The sequence below is a fragment of the Inquilinus sp. genome, from assembly GCF_057815775.1.
This window is the reverse complement of record NZ_JBYRFX010001173.1, coordinates 1-14,619: the sequence shown is the minus strand read 5'-3', so window position 1 is coordinate 14,619 and position 14,619 is coordinate 1. Positions and strand designations below refer to the sequence as shown.

Sequence of the window (14,619 nt, the reverse complement as noted above, 5' to 3'; positions counted from 1 at the left end):
CTTGCCGCGGGCGGTGGCGTAAGGGCCGCAGACATCCCGCCGGTCCTCGGCCCGGGTCAGGGCGACATACAGCAGCCGGCGGTACTCCGGCCCGCGCCGCCCGGCCGCGCGGTCCATCGCTTCGCGATAGGCGGGAGGGCGGGCGGCGGCGCGCGGCGCCCACAGCGGAACCGGCAGGCCCCCCTCCACCGAATCGGCATCCGGCCACAGGATCTTCTCGCCGGCGCGGGCACCGGTGCCGGGCATGCTGACGGTGTCCGGCAGGATCACGATCGGCGCCTGCAGCCCCTTCGAGCCATGCACCGTCATGATCCGCACCTGGGCCTCGCCGGCCTCCTGCTCGCGCTTGATCTCGGTCTCGCCGGTCTCAAGCCAGTGCAGGAAGCGTTGCAGCGACGGCGGCAGCTGCCGCTCGAACCCCAGCGCCAGCGACAGCAGCTCGTCCAGCGGGTCTTCCGCCTCGGCGCCCAGCCGGCCCAGCATGGCGCGGCGGCCAGACAGGGCGTCGCCGGGGCAGGGCTGGGCCAGCACGCCGGAGAACAGCTCGAACGGCGCCTGGAAATCGACCCGGGCCAGGATGTCCGACAGCCAGTTGCGCGCTGCCGTCACCGCCGGATCGCGCGACGCGGCCATGGCAGCCCACAGCGTGCCGGGCCGGCCATGCGCCAGGGTGAACAGCCGGTCGTCGTCGAAGCCGATCAGCGGGCCTTTCAGCAGCTCGGCCAGGGATAGGTCGTCCTCCGGCAGCAGCAGGAAGCGGGCCAGGGCCATCAGGTCCATCACCGCCAGCTGCTCGGTCAGCACCATGCGGTCCATGCCGCCGACCGGTACGCCGGCCGCCTTCAGCGCCCGCATCAGCTCGACGAAGAAGCGGTTGCGGGTGCGCACCAGGATCAGCACGTCGCCGGGCCGGATCGGCCGGCCCTTCGATTCCAGGAAGGTGCCCTCGCGCAGCCAGCCGGCGATGCGGTCGGCGATCAGCCGGGCCAGCCGGGCGCCGGGGTCGCTGATGCCGCGCTGCTCGGTCGGCGGCTCCCAGGCCGGGCGCTCGTCGCTCTCGCTCGGCCCCAGCAGGGGCCACAGCTCGACCAGCCCGCCATCCAGCCGCCGGCGCTCGGACACGAAATGATGCGGCGGCTCCGGCGCCACGCCGTCCAGCGCCGCGCCGCGGGCGAACACCGAATCGACCATGGCCAGCACGGTGGAGACCGACCGGAACGACGTCTCCAGCGGCACGATCTCGAACGGCCGCTCGGCGGCCCGGATGCGGCGGTCGAACACCGCGCGCATGCGGGCGAATTCCGCCGGGTCGGCGCCCTGGAAGCTGAAGATCGACTGTTTCTCGTCGCCGACGACGAAGACGGTGCGGGCGACATCGGCGCGGGCGCCCAGCCCGGCGAAGAACTCCTCGGTCAGGGCGGCGACCACGCGCCACTGCTCCGGGTTGGTGTCTTGCGCCTCGTCGATCAGCACATGGTCGATGCCGCCATCCAGCTTGAACAGCACCCAGGCCGATTTGCCCGGCCGCTCCAGCAGGGCGGCGGCCTGCAGGATCAGGTCGTCGTAATCCAGCAGGGCGCGGCGGCCCTTCTCCGCCCGGTAGCGGGCGATCAACGCATCGCCCAGGGTCAGCAGGGCGGCGGTGTTGTCGGCGGTCTCGGCGGCGCGCAGCCGCTCGACCAGCGCCAGGACGCGATCGGCCTCCGTCTGCAACGCATCCAGAACGCCGGGGATGGCGGCGACGGCCCGGATCGCCAGCGTCTTGTAGACCGTGCCTTCCTTGGTCAGGAAGCCACGCTGGTATTCGCCCCAACGGCCGGCCCGCGCCTCCGGCGCTTCCAGCCAGTTGGCGATGGCGGTGCCGCGCTCCTGGTCCTTGTTGCTGGCGCTGTCCAGCAGGGCATAGGCGGCAGTGCGCAGGGCTGCGCCGTCGAAGGCCGAATCGGCGCAGGCCTCGGCCAGCAGCGCGTCGCGGCTGGCGCCGTCCGGCAGGTCGAGATGGCGGCGGATGGCGGCGGTCAGCCCGTCCAGCCCGCCATGGTCGTCCAGCAGCCGGGCCAGCAGGCCGCGCTCGGCCACCAGCGCGCGCACGATCTCGCCGAACTCGTCGGCACCGACCGCCCCGGCCACCCGGTCGACCGCCGCGCCCAGCTCCGGGTCGGCCAACACCTGCCGCCGCACCCGTTCCAGCATCTCGTCGGCGCTGCGGTCGTCGATCAGCTCGAATTGCGGTGGCAGCCCGGCCTCGACCGGAAAGCGGCGCAGCAGCGACTGGCAGAAGCTGTGCACCGTCTGGATCCGCATGCCGCCCGGCACGTCCAGCACCTGGGCGAAAAGCCGCCGTGCCGCGGTCTGCACTGCGGCATCGGGCGGCGCACCCATCAGGTCGGCCAGCTTCAGCTGCAGCACATCATCCGCCGCCGTCGCCCAGCCCGCCAAGGTGACGGCGACGCGGTTGGCCATCTCCGCCGCCGCGGCACGGGTGAAGGTGATGCACAGGATGCGGTCGGGCGCGGTGCCGGTCAGCATCAGCCGCAGCACCCGGTCGGTCAGCACCTTGGTCTTGCCGGTGCCGGCCGAGGCGCCGACCCAGACCGACCGGCCGGGGTCGGAGGCGCGCCTTTGCGTCGCCGTCGGGTCAGGGCGGATCAGGCTCATTCCTCGCCTCCCCCCGCCGACCATTCCTTGACCCGGGCGAGATGGGCGTAGTCGGAGAAGCGCGGCGACAGGCCGCGCGGCTGTGACAGATACGGCGTCTCCGGCAGGTCGAAGCGGGCGACCAGGCCCGCCAGGCCGGCCAGCGCCTGCTCCGTCAGGGCGGCGATGTCGCCTTCCGCCGGCTTCACCGGCTTGATCTCGCCCGGCGTCGCCCCGCCGGACAGGCGCCAATGCTCCAGGCCGGTCACGGCCAGCCCGGCGGGCACGGCCGCGAAGCCGCCGTCGCGGATCATCATCGCCTCCAGCGGCAGCTGCGGCTGATGCCCGGCCAGGATCTGCGGGTTGCTCGGCACCATGCCGGTCTTGTAGTCGACCACCACCAGCCCGTCGGGGTCCTGGTCGATGCGGTCGGCCACGCCGCTCAGCGTGAACGGGCCGGCCGGCGCTGGCAGGGTCACCAGCCCCTTCTGCTCGGTCAGGATGGTGCGCCGGCCGGCCGCGCGCTGCCGGGCCTCGGTCTCGACGAACCAGCCGGCGATGCGGGCGAAGCGCGGCCACCAGAAGGTGCGGATGTCGGGGCCCGGCGGCAGCTTGGCGAATTCCGCCCGGCCCAGCGCCAGCAGCCGGTCGAGCGCGTCCGGCGGCAGCGTGTCGGGCCAGGCCTGCAGGAAGGCGGCCAGGGCGGCGTGGATCGCGGTGCCGCGCTCCGACGCACCCGGTTCCGCCTCGATCGGGTCCAGCCGTTCCAGCCGCAGCACCTGCCGCGCGAAGATGGCGTAGGGGTCCTGCATCCAGGTGGCGATCTGGGTCACCGACAGCCGCCGCGGCCTGGCGGCGACCGGGGGGCGGGGCGCTGGCGGCGCCACCGGCCGCACCGCATCGGGCTGGTCGATCCGCCGGGCCAAAGCGCGCCAGTCCCGTGCCGGCGACGACAGGGCCAGTTTCGCGCCGTCCAGCACGGCCTGCAGCCGCAGCAGCCAGCGCGACGGCACGGTCGGGGTGCCGTCGACCTTTTCCGCCCGGGTCAGGAAGACCTCCGCGCCGGCGGCAGCCTGGGCGAAGTCGTTGGCGGCCAGGCCGATGCGCCGCTCCGGCGCCGGCAGGCCAAATTTCTGCCGCATCGGCCGCGACATCCAGGGGTCGGCGGCGGGCGCTGTCGGCCAGCTGCCTTCGTTCAGCCCGCCCAGCACGATGCGGTCGAACCGCGCCATGCGACCCTCGACCGGGCCCAGGATCGCCAGCCGCGGGTGCCGGCCCCAGCGCGGCCGCACCACCGCGCCGTCCATCATCGCCTCGAACAGGCCGGGCCAGTCCTGGCCCGGGATCGGCGGGAAGCCTTCGAACCCGGTCAGCAGCTCATCGACCAGCGCCTGCGCCGCCTCGCCGTCCTCGGCGCGCCACAGCCGGGCCGGGCCGGGCTCGGTATCGGTGGCCGCCAGGGCTTCGGCGCAGGTCACATGCAGCCGCAACAGCTCGGCCGGCGACTGGTCCTCGGCCCGCACCGCGGCGACGAAGGGGGCCAGGATGGCGCCGACCCGCTGCAGCCAGGGGCCCAGCGACCCGGCGGCATCGCTGGCCGCCAGCGCCGCGTGCAGCCCGCCGATGCCCGTTTCCGGCGCCGGGCCGCGCAGCACCCGCCGCTCCAGCCGGCGCAGCGCCTCGCGGAACGGGCCGATCGCCTCGCCCCCCGCCGCCAGCGGATGCTTCAGCAGCGCCAGCGCCGCCAGCGGCGAGGCGTCGCGGAAGGCGATGTCGCCGACCAGGCGCAGATAGGCCCCGACCGGGGTGTCGGCCAGCGGCCGGCCGGCGCTGTCGTCGACGGCCACCTGCCAGCGCGCCAGATGCGCCGCCACCCGCCGCGCCAGCACCCGGTCCGGCGTCACCAGCGCGGCGGTGCGGCCCGGAATCTCCAGCACCTCGCGCAGCAGCAGGGCGATGACGCCCGCCTCCTCCTGCGCCGTGGCGCAGTCGATCCGGGCCAGCCCGTGCAGCGCTGGCGCCGCCAGCCCCACCGGGTTTCGCCAGGCGTCGGTGGTGGCGGCCGGGCGCATCACCTCGCGCAGCAGCACGGTGCGGTCGGGGCCGGCCGTCGCAGGGGCGGGCCAGTCGGCGACCGTCCGGCGGTCGATGTCCAGCCCCTCCAGCAGCCGCTTCAGGGGCTGCTGCGGATGGCCGTCGTCCAGCTGGGCCCAGCTGTCCTCGTCCATCTCCCGGTCCAGGCCGGGCAGCACCACGGCGCCCTGCGGCAGGGCCAGCACGGCGCGCAGCAGCGCCAGGTCGGACGGGCTGGTGCCCAGCAGCCCGGCGGCGATCACCGGGTCGGCCGGCGGCGCGGCGGTCCAGGCGGCGGCTTGCGCCTGGGTCAACCGGGCGCGCCAATCGGCAGGGTCCAACGCGTCCAGGTCGCGCAGCACATCGGGCCAGAGCGTGGTGACGATCTCCAGGAAGCGCAGCGTCTCCTGCCAATGCTCGGCCAGCTCCTCGGGCACCAGCCCGGCCAGCCGGCTGAAATCCAGCCCCTCGGCCTGCACCTCGTCCAGCAGCCGGCCCAGCGCCGCCGCCAGGTGCATCGCCTGGTCGGCGCCGATGTCCTGGTCCTGCCGGGCCAGGACCAGCCGGGCCAGCAGGATCTGCCGGCGCTGCGGCGCGATCGCCGGCGGCAGCTCCAGCGCCTCGGCCACCGCAGGCGACTCGGCGGAGGCGGCCAGGCCGATGGCGTCGGCATCGACATCGCCGATCGGCATCAGCCGGGGCAGCAGCAGCGGCCGGCCCTCGGCGGCGCGCAGGAAGGCGTCGCGCAAGGTGGTGCCGGCCCGCCGGCTGGGCAGCAGCACGGTCATGGCGCCCAGCGCCAGCGGGTCGCCCACCGCCCGGGCCAGCAGGCTGCGCGCCAGCGAATCGGCAACGCCGTTGCCGGCGGCGATGGTGTAGACGGCGCCGCCGGTCACGACCCGGCGCCCAGGGCTCGGGCCAGCGCCACGCCGCGGCCGCCCAGGCCGGTGATCGCGGCGGTGCGGCGATCACCCTCCGCCTGCGTCAGCTCGATCTTCAGCCGGTCGGCCGGGGTCAGGCCGCCCAGCCGGTCGGGCCATTCCACCAGGCAGATGCCCAGCCGGGCCTCGTCCCAGTCCAGCTCCAGCACCTCCTCGGCCGCCGCCAGCCGGTACAGGTCGAAATGCCAGATCTGGCCGGAAGGCAGATCGTAGGACTGCACCAGGGTGAAGGTCGGGCTCGGCACCTCTAGCCCCGGCTCGCCGGCGGCGGCGCGGATCAGCGCCCGGGCCAGGAAGGATTTGCCGGCGCCCAGATCGCCGGCCAGCAACACGGTGTCGCCGGGCGCCAGCAGCCCGGCGAGGCGGGCGGCGAGGGCTTCGGTCGCGGCTTCGTCGGGCAGGTCGAGGGTGAATCGGAACATCGACGGATTGTTCGCACAGCCCGGCCGGCGCGTCACGTCTAACGGGATGCGAAGCATCCTCGTCCAGCGCGATGCGAAGCATCGTCGCTTGGGGTGGCCGGCTGCGACCCGATCGCATCCAGATGATGCAGGATGGCGCGGAACCGGCTACCACAGGGGCGGTCGCAGATCCCGAAGGAAACCGCCATGTCCGTCCCGCATCGCACCGACGTCGCCATCATCGGGGCCGGCCCGGTCGGGCTGTTCGCCGTGTTCGAATGCGGCATGCTGAAGATGACATGCCATGTCGTCGACGCGCTGGGCGAGGTCGGCGGGCAGTGTGCGGCGATGTATCCGGAAAAGCCGATCTACGACATCCCCGGCCATCCCGAGATCGAGGCGTCGCACCTGATCGACCGGCTGGCGGAGCAGGCGGCGCCGTTCGGCCCGGTCTACCATCTCGGCCAGCAGGTCGAGACGCTGGTGCGGCAGGACAATGGGCGCTGGCTGGTCGGCACCAGCAAGGGCACGCAGATCGACGCCGCGGCCGTGATCGTCGCCGCCGGGGTCGGCGCCTTCGGCCCGAACCGGCCGCCGCTGGCCGGGATCGAGGAGTTCGAGAACCGCTCGGTCTTCTACATGGTGACGCGGAAGGAGACGCTGCGCGGCAAGCGGGTGGTGGTGGCCGGCGGCGGCGACAGCGCGCTCGACTGGTCGATCCTGCTGGCCGACATCGCCGCCCGGGTGCTGGTGGTGCACCGGCGCGATAAGTTCCGCGGCGCACCTGACAGCGTCGCCAAGCTGCACGCCTTGGCCGAGTCGGGGCGGGTCGAGCTGGTCACCCCTTACCAGCTGTACGGGCTGGAGGGGGCGGACGGCCAGCTGTCCGCCGTCACCGTGGCGACGCTGGACGGCGAGGTGCGGCGGCTGGAGGCCGACGTGCTGCTGCCCTTCTTCGGCCTGTCGATGAACCTGGGGCCGATCGCGGCCTGGGGGCTGGCGCTGGACAAGCACCACATCGCCATCGACCAGGCGACCGCGGCGACCAGCCTGCCCGGCATCTTCGCGGTCGGCGACATCGCCACCTATCCGCACAAGCTGAAGCTGATCCTGACCGGCTTCGCCGAGGCCGCCTCGGCCGCCCACGCCATCCACCCGATCGTCCATCCGGGCGAGGTGCTGCATTTCGAGTATTCGACGACCGCCGGGGTGCCGGGCGCCCGCGCCTGAGTTAGCCCAGCAAATCCGCCGCAACCGGGTACAGCGAGGCGACCAGCAGCAGGGCCATGCCGAGGTTGAAGGCGCGAACCGCGCCGGGGGCGTGCAGCACCCGGCGCAGCGCGGTGCCGAACAGCGCCCAGCAGCCGACGCTGGGCAGGTTCACCACGCCGAACACCAGGGTGACGATGGCCAGGTTCACCAGGAAGCCGGCCTGCGGCGTGTAGGTCGCAATCGCGCCCACCGCCATCACCCAGGCCTTCGGGTTGATCCACTGGAACGCCACGGCCTCCAGGAAGGTCATGGGCCGCCCGGCATCGCCGCCGGTGGAGATCGGCCCGGACCGCGCGATCTTCCAGGCGAGATACAGCAGATAGGCCGCGCCGCCGTATTTCAGCATCTGGTACAGCAGCGGCCAGGCGGCGAAGGCGGCGCCGAGGCCCAGCCCCACCGCCGCGACCATGATGCTGAAGCCGGCGGCGACGCCGATCATGTGCGGCACGGTGCGGCGGAAGCCGAAGCTGAGGCCGGAGGCGGTCAGCATGATGTTGTTCGGGCCCGGCGTGATCGAAGTCACGAAGGCGAACAGCACGAACGATGAAAGCAGCTGGGGTGTCATGATCCGGCCACCATGAACCCGGCCGAAAACCATGACAATCCGAACATTGTCTCGATCAAATCGTACAATCCGGCCGGGTCAATCAAAAGACTGGATCGTACGAACAGTCTGATCTAGACATTTCGTATGAATTGGCTTGCCCGATACCAAGCGGTCACCGAGGCGGTCGCGGCCCTGCTCGGTCCGGAGGCGGAGGTGGTGATCCACGATCTCGCCACCGACCGGATCCTGCACATCGTCAACCCGGTCTCGCGCCGCGCGGCCGGCGACCCGTCGCTGCTCCACCTGGAGGCGGAGGATCTCGCCCCCGGCCGGCCGGTGCTGGGGCCGTATGAAAAGGCCGGGCCTGCCGGCGACCGCATCCGTTCGGTCAGTGCCGTGCTGCCGGGGGAGGACGGACAGCCGGCCGGGTTGCTGTGCATCAATCTCGGCCTCGGCCGGGTCGATGCGGCGGCGCGGCTGCTGGCCGGGCTGTTCCCGCCGGTGGCGCCGCGCCCGGAGGCGCTGTTCCGGCGCGACTGGCGCGAGGCGGTCAATCTGATCCTGCGCGACCGGCTGGCCGCCGCCGGCCTGTCCGCCGACGGGCTGGACCGCGCCGGCCGTGTCGCCCTGATCGCCGCGATCGATGCCGAAGGCCTGCTGGAGATGCGCCACGCCGCCGCTTATGTCGCGGGCCAGCTCGGCATCTCCCGCGCCACCCTCTATGCCGACCGCGCCGCCGCGCGGTCCCGTTCCGCTGCCTGAGGATCCCTTGATGCGCCGCTTGCCCGAATTCGCGCTGGAAAGCTATTTCGCCCGCTGGGAGTTCACCGCCCGCCACAATCTCTGCGCCTCCGACATGCAGTCGATGACGCTGTCCGACTTGCTGGCCCTGGCGACGCCGGAGCAGCGCGAGGGCTGGGACAAGCTGTGGCTCGGCTACACCCAGACTCGCGGCGCGCCGGCGCTGCGGACGGCGATCGCGGGCACCTATGACGGGCTCGTGGCGGACGACGTGCTGGTTACGGTCGGGGCGGAGGAGGGGATCTTCCTGGCGCTGCAGGTGCTGCTGGGGCCGGACGACCACGCCATCACCCTGACGCCGAACTACCAGTCGCTCGAATCGGTCACCGCCGGCCTGTGCGCCGTCACCGGTGTCCCGCTGGATCAAGCCTCGGCCGCGGTGGGCGGCTGGGTGCTCGACCCCGACCGGATCGTTGCGGCACTGCGGCCGAACACCAAGGCGATCCTGCTGAACCTGCCGCACAACCCGACCGGCTACCTGCCGTCGCGCGCGGTGTTCGATGCGATCGTGGCGATCGCCCGGCCGCGCGGCATCTGGATCCTGTCGGATGAGGTGTATCGTGGGCTGGAGCGGCAGCCTGAGGACCGGTTGCCGGCGATGGCGGAGGCGTATGAGCGCGGCCTGTCGGTCGGCGTGCTGTCCAAGGCCCATGGCCTGCCCGGGCTGCGCCTGGGCTGGCTGGCCAGCCGCGACCGGGACCTGCTGCACAAGGTCGAGCGGCTGAAGGACTACACCACCATCTGCACCCCGGCGCCGAGCGAGGCGCTGGGCGAAATTGCCATCGGCGCCCGCGACCGCATCCTGGAGCGCAGCCGGTCGGTGATCGCCACCAACCTGCCGCTGCTGGAGGCATTCTTCGCCCGCCATGCCGACCGGTTTGACTGGCAGGCGCCGGTCGCCGGCTGCATCGCCTATCCGCGCTATCGCGGGGCGGAGGGGGTGGATGCCTTCACCGATGACCTGGTGCAGCGCGCCGGGGTGCTGCTGCTGCCGGCCCGGGTCTATCGCTCGACTCTCGGCCCGGTGCCGGAGGACCGCTTCCGCATCGGCTTCGGGCGGGTCGAGATACCACAGGCGCTGGCGGCGCTGGAGGGCCATCTGGCCGCCTGACGCATGCTGCGACGCGATGGCGGGGAGGCGCGGCGGCGCAGCAGCGTGTAGGGTGCGGCCAGATCACGGGAAGACCGCCCATGCTGCGCCGCCTCGCCTTCGCCCTGCTGCTCCTGCTGCCCGCCCTCCCTGTGGCGGCGGCCGACCAGACCCTCGGCACCTTCCGCGGCACGGTCGAGGGGCCTGGCGGCGAGACCACGCCGATCGAAGGCTTCGCGCTGGCGGTGAAGGATGACCGCGGCCGCTTCGTAGTCGGGCTGACCGCGACCGGCGAAGGCGTGATCCGCACCCGCCAGATCCAGTTGCTGCTGCCGGCCGATGCGGCCACGGGCAGCTTGGCCGTCGGCAGCTATGACACCGCCCGGCGCGACAAGGATGGCAAGACCGCCGGCGCGCTGTACCTCGCCGTCGGATCGGACGGGGCGCGGGTGCGCGACTGCCGCCTGGTCACCGAGGGCACGGTGGCGCTGAGCATGATCTCGCCCTTCGCCGGCACGCTGAATTTCACCTGCCGCGATTCGGCAGAGGCGACGCTGTCGCTGACCTTCGACGCGGTGCCGGTCGATCCCACCCAGGTGGTGCCGTCCGAACCGGTGGCGGCCTCCGGCCCCGGCCATGTCAGCACCGTGGTCGGCGCCCCGGTCGGCGCCACCATCACCGGCAGCGGCGCGGCCCGCCGGCAGGCCGCCGGCGGCCGGTTGCTGATGCTGTATCTGGAGCAGGAGCGCGAGGTCCACGGCGCCAAGCAGATGATGCCGGTGGGCGCCGTGGTGGTGGCGCTGCCGAAGGATGCCAGCCTCGGCGCGCATGATCTCAAGCCGTTCTCGCAATCGGTCGCGGCCGACAAATCCGCGACCGATTACGGTGTCTCCTTCAGTCTGGAGCAGGGCGACGATTCGCTCGACGGCTGCGACCAGGCCGCCAGCGGCACCCTGACCCTGACCGGCCTCGACCCCCTGTCCGGGTCGGCGCGCTTCACTTGCGCCGACCAGAACGACCTGGCGGTCGAGACCGATTTCGACGGCATCCCCACGACGGACTGATGTCCGCGTTGAGACGACGGACTAAGTGTCCGCGTCGACACGACGGACTGACGTCCGCGTCGGGACGACGGATTGACGCGGCCGCCGTCAGAGGACGAAGTCGCCGGCCACCAGGGTGGTGTTGGCGTTGACGACGATCTGGAAATCCGCCGCGCCGTCGCCGTTGATGTCGCCTTCGACGATCAGGTTGGCGCCGGACGTCACGAAATGCACCTGTCCCGCCACATGGGTGAAGGCGGCGTTGCCGATGAAGGCGAAGGCCTGGTCGCCGGTCACGCTGGTGTTGGCGTCGATCGCCGACAGGTCGATCTTGTCGCCCTGGTCATGGCTGAAATCGGCGATGGTGTCGCGGCCGGCCGCACCGGCGGCGGTGTGCGAGGCGCTGGAAAAGACGAAGCGGTCGGCGCCGTCGCCGCCGATCAGCGTGTCCTTGCCGGCCCATCCGTTCAGCACATTGGCGCCCGCATTGCCGACAAGGGCGTCGGCACCGGTGCCGCCGTTCAGGTTCTCGATGTTGAGATAGCTGTCGCCCTGGGCCTCGCCGCCCGAGCCGACGCCGGTGGCGAGATTGGCGTTCACCGCCACCGCGCTGTCGGTGTAGGTGGCGGTGTCGCTGCCGTTGCCGCCGTCCATGACATCGGGGCCGGCCCCACCACGCAGCACGTCATTGCCGTCGCCGCCGGACAGGAAATCGGCGCCGCCGTTGCCGGTCAGATTGTTGGCACCCGCGTTGCCGACGAGCGTGTCGGGAGCATCCCCGCCGGTGGCGTTGATGGCGGCGGTGCCGGTCAGGATCAGGCGCTCGACATATTGCGGCATGGTGTAGGACACGCTGGAATAGATCGTGTCGGTGCCGTCCATGGCCGAATATTCGGTGATGGTGTCGCCAGTCGAATCGACGATGTAGGTGTCGTCACCGAAATTGCCGATCATGACGTCATCGCCGGTGCCGCCATCGATGTAGTCGTTGCCGCCACCGCCATCGATGTAATCCGCCCCGGCCCCGCCATAGGCGGTATCGTCGTCGGCGCCGCCCTGGATATAGTCGTTGCCGTCCTCGCCGTAGAGCAGGTCGTTGCCGCCGCCGCCATACAGCATGTCGTCGCCGGCCAGGCCGTGGAAGATGTCGTTGCCGGTGTCGATTGCGCCGTTATGCGGCAGAGTGTCGTTGCCGCTCGTGCCTGTGAATGTGGTCATGAAGCCCCCAATACCTTAGGAATTAAAATATTAATTTCCGCTGACGAGCCGCAACATAGATTCTATTAAAGGCTTTGTTTGGGCGCAAAAGAGCTAAATCTAAGATAACGCGCGGTGTGATCGCCAAGGCGATTTCTTGCGCGGACATGAAAAAGCCCCCGCCTTTCGGCGGGGGCTGGTCCGGAGTTGATCCGGCCGAAGCCGGAAGCGCGATCAGTAGCGGTAGTGGTCCGGCTTGTACGGACCTTCGCTGGGCACGCCGATATAGGCGGCCTGCTTCGGCGTCAGCGTGGTCAGCTTGGCGCCGATCTTGTCCAGGTGCAGCGCCGCGACCTTCTCGTCGAGGTGCTTCGGCAGGACGTAGACCTTGCGCTCGTAATTGGCGTGGTTCTGCCACAGCTCGATCTGCGCCAGCACCTGGTTGGTGAAGCTGGCCGACATCACGAAGCTCGGGTGGCCGGTGCCGCAGCCGAGGTTGACCAGCCGGCCCTGGGCCAGGACGATCAGGCGCTTGCCGTCCGGGAAGATGACCTCATCGACCTGCGGCTTGACCTCTTCCCACTTGTAGTTGCGCAGGCCCTCGATCTCGATCTCGCTGTCGAAATGGCCGATGTTGCAGACGATGGCGCGGTCCTTCATCTGCCGCATGTGATCGAGCGTGATCACGTCGACATTGCCGGTCGCGGTGACGAAGATGTCGCCCAGCGAGGCGGCCTCGTCCATGGTCAGGACCTGGTAGCCTTCCATCGCCGCCTGCAGGGCGTTGATCGGGTCGATCTCGGTGACCATGACCCGGGCGCCCTGGCTGCGCAGCGACGCGGCTGAACCCTTGCCGACATCGCCGTAGCCGGCGACGACCGCGACCTTGCCGGCCATCATCACGTCGGTGGCGCGCTTGATGCCGTCGACCAGGCTCTCGCGGCAGCCATACAGGTTGTCGAACTTCGACTTGGTGACGCTGTCGTTGACGTTGATGGCGGGGACCTTGAGGGTGCCCTTCTTCATCATCTCATACAGGCGATGCACGCCCGTGGTCGTCTCCTCGGACAGGCCGCGGACCTCGGCCAGCATCTCCGGATACTTGTCGTGCATGAGCTGGGTGACGTCGCCGCCATCGACCAGGATCATGTTCGGGGTCCAGCCGCCCGGGCCGCGCAGGGTCTGCTCGATGCACCACCAGAACTCCTCCTCGTTCTCGCCCTTCCAGGCGAAGACCGGGATGCCGGCGGCGGCGATGGCCGAGGCGGCCTGGTCCTGGGTCGAGAAGATGTTGCAGGACGACCAGCGGACGGTGGCGCCGAGCGCGGTCAGCGTCTCGATCAGCACGGCAGTCTGGATGGTCATGTGCAGCGAGCCGGTAATGCGTGCGCCCTTGAGCGGCTTGCTCTCGCCAAACTCGGCGCGGCAGGACATCAGGCCCGGCATTTCGGTCTCGGCAATCGTAATTTCCTTGCGGCCAAAATCCGCAAGGCCGATATCGGCGACGACGTAGTCCTTTTCAGTGCTCATGGCGCTCTCCAGCATGACGAGGCATCAGGATCGCCGCCAGATCGCAGCGACCGAATGCCACAGATTTTAACGCACACGGGTGCGCGGGGATGAAGCCGTGTAGCAGGCTTCCGGCTGGAAAGCAATAATGATATAAAGAAGTCTTTATGTCTTTATATGGATTGGTGACGTCACATCTCTTCGCCGAACTTGTCCTGTACAAGTCGGTCGAGGGCGTCGAGGGCTTCGGCCGCCTGGTTTCCGCTGGCGGTCACGATCACGCTGCAGCCTGGGCTCGCGGCTAGCATCATCAGCCCCATGATCGAATTGCCGCCAACCGTCGTGCCGTCCTTGGAAACGGTAATCGCGGCATCGAAGGCCTCGACGGTCTGCACGAATTTAGCCGAGGCGCGGGCATGAAGGCCCCGCTTGTTGATGATCTGCAGTTCGCGAGAGTGCGATGTCATGGAGGGATAGCCGTCTCGTCACTTGCCGCTCAAGACGCGGCTGGCCACATTGATGTATTTCCGCCCGGCTTCGGAAGCTTCGACCAGGGCCTTTTCCATGTTGTTCTCACCGCGTACGCCGGCCAGCTTGATCAGCATCGGCAAGTTTACGCCGGCAATCACCTCGGTGTGGCCGCTGTTCATAACGGAAATGGCGAGATTGGAGGGGGTCCCTCCGAACATGTCGGTGAGAATGATAACGCCGTGCCCGTCATCGGCGCCGGAAACGGCCTGCAGGATGTCCTGCCGTCTCCGGTCCATGTCATCTTCCGGGCCGATCGATACCGTTTCAATGAATTTCTGCGGACCAACGACATGCTCGACCGCATGCCGAAACTCTTCAGCCAGCTTGCCATGAGTGACAAGCACAAGTCCGATCATGATATTACTGCTCCCATCGCATAAGCAAACAGGTGGCCCATATCGCAACGCAGCAATCTCGTCCACCGGTTGGGGGGACATCTTGGCGATGAAAAGGCGAAGTGCAAGCCAAAAATACAGAAATGGGGCTTCGGCCGAAGCCGGGTGGCAGTTCAGTCGAGCCTGATCGGGATTTTGGCCATGATGATGGCGAGCGGATTGACGGCCGCCGACGAGACCCG

12 protein-coding genes are annotated in these 14,619 nt (G+C 70.2%); 4 read left to right on the top strand and 8 right to left on the bottom strand.

Annotation, left to right across the window (positions count from 1 at the left end):
- The 3 genes from addA to tsaE form a co-directional block, all read right to left on the bottom strand.
- A partial coding sequence (addA, locus tag AC3XYG_RS41800) for a double-strand break repair helicase AddA (RefSeq protein ID WP_489145833.1) occupies positions 1-2,658 on the bottom strand: 2,658 nt, incomplete at its 3' end.
- Positions 2,655-5,606: a double-strand break repair protein AddB gene (gene addB / locus AC3XYG_RS41795; protein ID WP_489145832.1), complete on the bottom strand. Its 2,952-nt coding sequence runs from the start codon at positions 5,604-5,606 to the stop codon at positions 2,655-2,657. The genes addA and addB, both read right to left, overlap by 4 nt.
- Entirely contained in the window at positions 5,603-6,073 is a 471-nt protein-coding gene (gene tsaE / locus AC3XYG_RS41790) for a tRNA (adenosine(37)-N6)-threonylcarbamoyltransferase complex ATPase subunit type 1 TsaE (protein WP_489145831.1), read from the bottom strand. The genes addB and tsaE overlap by 4 nt, the downstream gene beginning before the upstream one ends.
- Before the next feature lie 186 nt (positions 6,074-6,259).
- Here tsaE and AC3XYG_RS41785 point away from each other — a divergent pair, with 186 nt between their 5' ends.
- Positions 6,260-7,282, top strand: a complete 1,023-nt coding sequence (locus tag AC3XYG_RS41785; protein WP_489145830.1) for an NAD(P)/FAD-dependent oxidoreductase — start codon at positions 6,260-6,262, stop codon at positions 7,280-7,282.
- Between the two features lies 1 nt (position 7,283).
- Here the strand turns inward: AC3XYG_RS41785 and AC3XYG_RS41780 are convergent, their stop codons facing one another.
- Complete coding sequence (locus AC3XYG_RS41780; protein ID WP_489145829.1) at positions 7,284-7,889, bottom strand: LysE family translocator; 606 nt, start codon at positions 7,887-7,889, stop codon at positions 7,284-7,286.
- Between the two features lie 126 nt (positions 7,890-8,015).
- Between AC3XYG_RS41780 and AC3XYG_RS41775 the strand changes: the two genes are divergently transcribed.
- The 3 genes from AC3XYG_RS41775 to AC3XYG_RS41765 all read left to right on the top strand — a co-directional run bounded on the left by AC3XYG_RS41775 (position 8,016) and on the right by AC3XYG_RS41765 (position 10,826).
- On the top strand, positions 8,016-8,633 hold the full coding sequence (locus AC3XYG_RS41775) for a helix-turn-helix transcriptional regulator (protein ID WP_489145828.1): 618 nt from the start codon (positions 8,016-8,018) through the stop codon (positions 8,631-8,633).
- A gap of 10 nt (positions 8,634-8,643) precedes the next feature.
- Positions 8,644-9,783 carry an aminotransferase class I/II-fold pyridoxal phosphate-dependent enzyme gene (locus AC3XYG_RS41770; protein WP_489145827.1) on the top strand — a complete coding sequence of 380 codons (1,140 nt, stop codon included), beginning with the start codon at positions 8,644-8,646 and terminating at the stop codon, positions 9,781-9,783.
- Between the two features lie 80 nt (positions 9,784-9,863).
- Positions 9,864-10,826, top strand: coding sequence for a hypothetical protein (locus tag AC3XYG_RS41765; RefSeq protein WP_489145826.1), 963 nt, complete (start codon positions 9,864-9,866; stop codon positions 10,824-10,826).
- An 87-nt stretch (positions 10,827-10,913) separates the two neighbouring features.
- On the opposite strand, the gene AC3XYG_RS41760 is transcribed toward AC3XYG_RS41765, so the two are convergent.
- The 4 genes from AC3XYG_RS41760 to AC3XYG_RS41745 form a co-directional block, all read right to left on the bottom strand.
- Positions 10,914-12,023, bottom strand: coding sequence for a calcium-binding protein (locus tag AC3XYG_RS41760; protein ID WP_489145825.1), 1,110 nt, complete (start codon positions 12,021-12,023; stop codon positions 10,914-10,916).
- A 213-nt stretch (positions 12,024-12,236) separates the two neighbouring features.
- Positions 12,237-13,532 carry an adenosylhomocysteinase gene (gene ahcY, locus AC3XYG_RS41755; RefSeq protein ID WP_489145824.1) on the bottom strand — a complete coding sequence of 432 codons (1,296 nt, stop codon included), beginning with the start codon at positions 13,530-13,532 and terminating at the stop codon, positions 12,237-12,239.
- 170 nt (positions 13,533-13,702) lie between these two features.
- On the bottom strand, positions 13,703-13,978 hold the full coding sequence (locus AC3XYG_RS41750) for an HPr family phosphocarrier protein (RefSeq protein WP_489145823.1): 276 nt from the start codon (positions 13,976-13,978) through the stop codon (positions 13,703-13,705).
- 18 nt (positions 13,979-13,996) lie between these two features.
- Positions 13,997-14,398, bottom strand: coding sequence for a PTS sugar transporter subunit IIA (locus AC3XYG_RS41745; RefSeq protein WP_489145834.1), 402 nt, complete (start codon positions 14,396-14,398; stop codon positions 13,997-13,999).
- Between the last annotated feature and the right edge of the window lie 221 nt (positions 14,399-14,619).

Excerpts from the sequence above, each read along its gene's own strand:
- tsaE (WP_489145831.1), bottom strand. The coding sequence starts at position 6,073 with ATGTTCCGATTCACCCTCGACCTGCCCGACGAAGCCGCGACCGAAGCC.
- AC3XYG_RS41785 (WP_489145830.1), top strand. The coding sequence starts at position 6,260 with ATGTCCGTCCCGCATCGCACCGACGTCGCCATCATCGGGGCCGGCCCG.
- AC3XYG_RS41780 (WP_489145829.1), bottom strand. The coding sequence starts at position 7,889 with ATGACACCCCAGCTGCTTTCATCGTTCGTGCTGTTCGCCTTCGTGACT.
- AC3XYG_RS41775 (WP_489145828.1), top strand. The coding sequence starts at position 8,016 with ATGAATTGGCTTGCCCGATACCAAGCGGTCACCGAGGCGGTCGCGGCC.
- AC3XYG_RS41770 (WP_489145827.1), top strand. The coding sequence starts at position 8,644 with ATGCGCCGCTTGCCCGAATTCGCGCTGGAAAGCTATTTCGCCCGCTGG.
- AC3XYG_RS41765 (WP_489145826.1), top strand. The coding sequence starts at position 9,864 with ATGCTGCGCCGCCTCGCCTTCGCCCTGCTGCTCCTGCTGCCCGCCCTC.
- AC3XYG_RS41760 (WP_489145825.1), bottom strand. The coding sequence starts at position 12,023 with ATGACCACATTCACAGGCACGAGCGGCAACGACACTCTGCCGCATAAC.
- ahcY (WP_489145824.1), bottom strand. The coding sequence starts at position 13,532 with ATGAGCACTGAAAAGGACTACGTCGTCGCCGATATCGGCCTTGCGGAT.
- AC3XYG_RS41750 (WP_489145823.1), bottom strand. The coding sequence starts at position 13,978 with ATGACATCGCACTCTCGCGAACTGCAGATCATCAACAAGCGGGGCCTT.
- AC3XYG_RS41745 (WP_489145834.1), bottom strand. The coding sequence starts at position 14,398 with ATGATCGGACTTGTGCTTGTCACTCATGGCAAGCTGGCTGAAGAGTTT.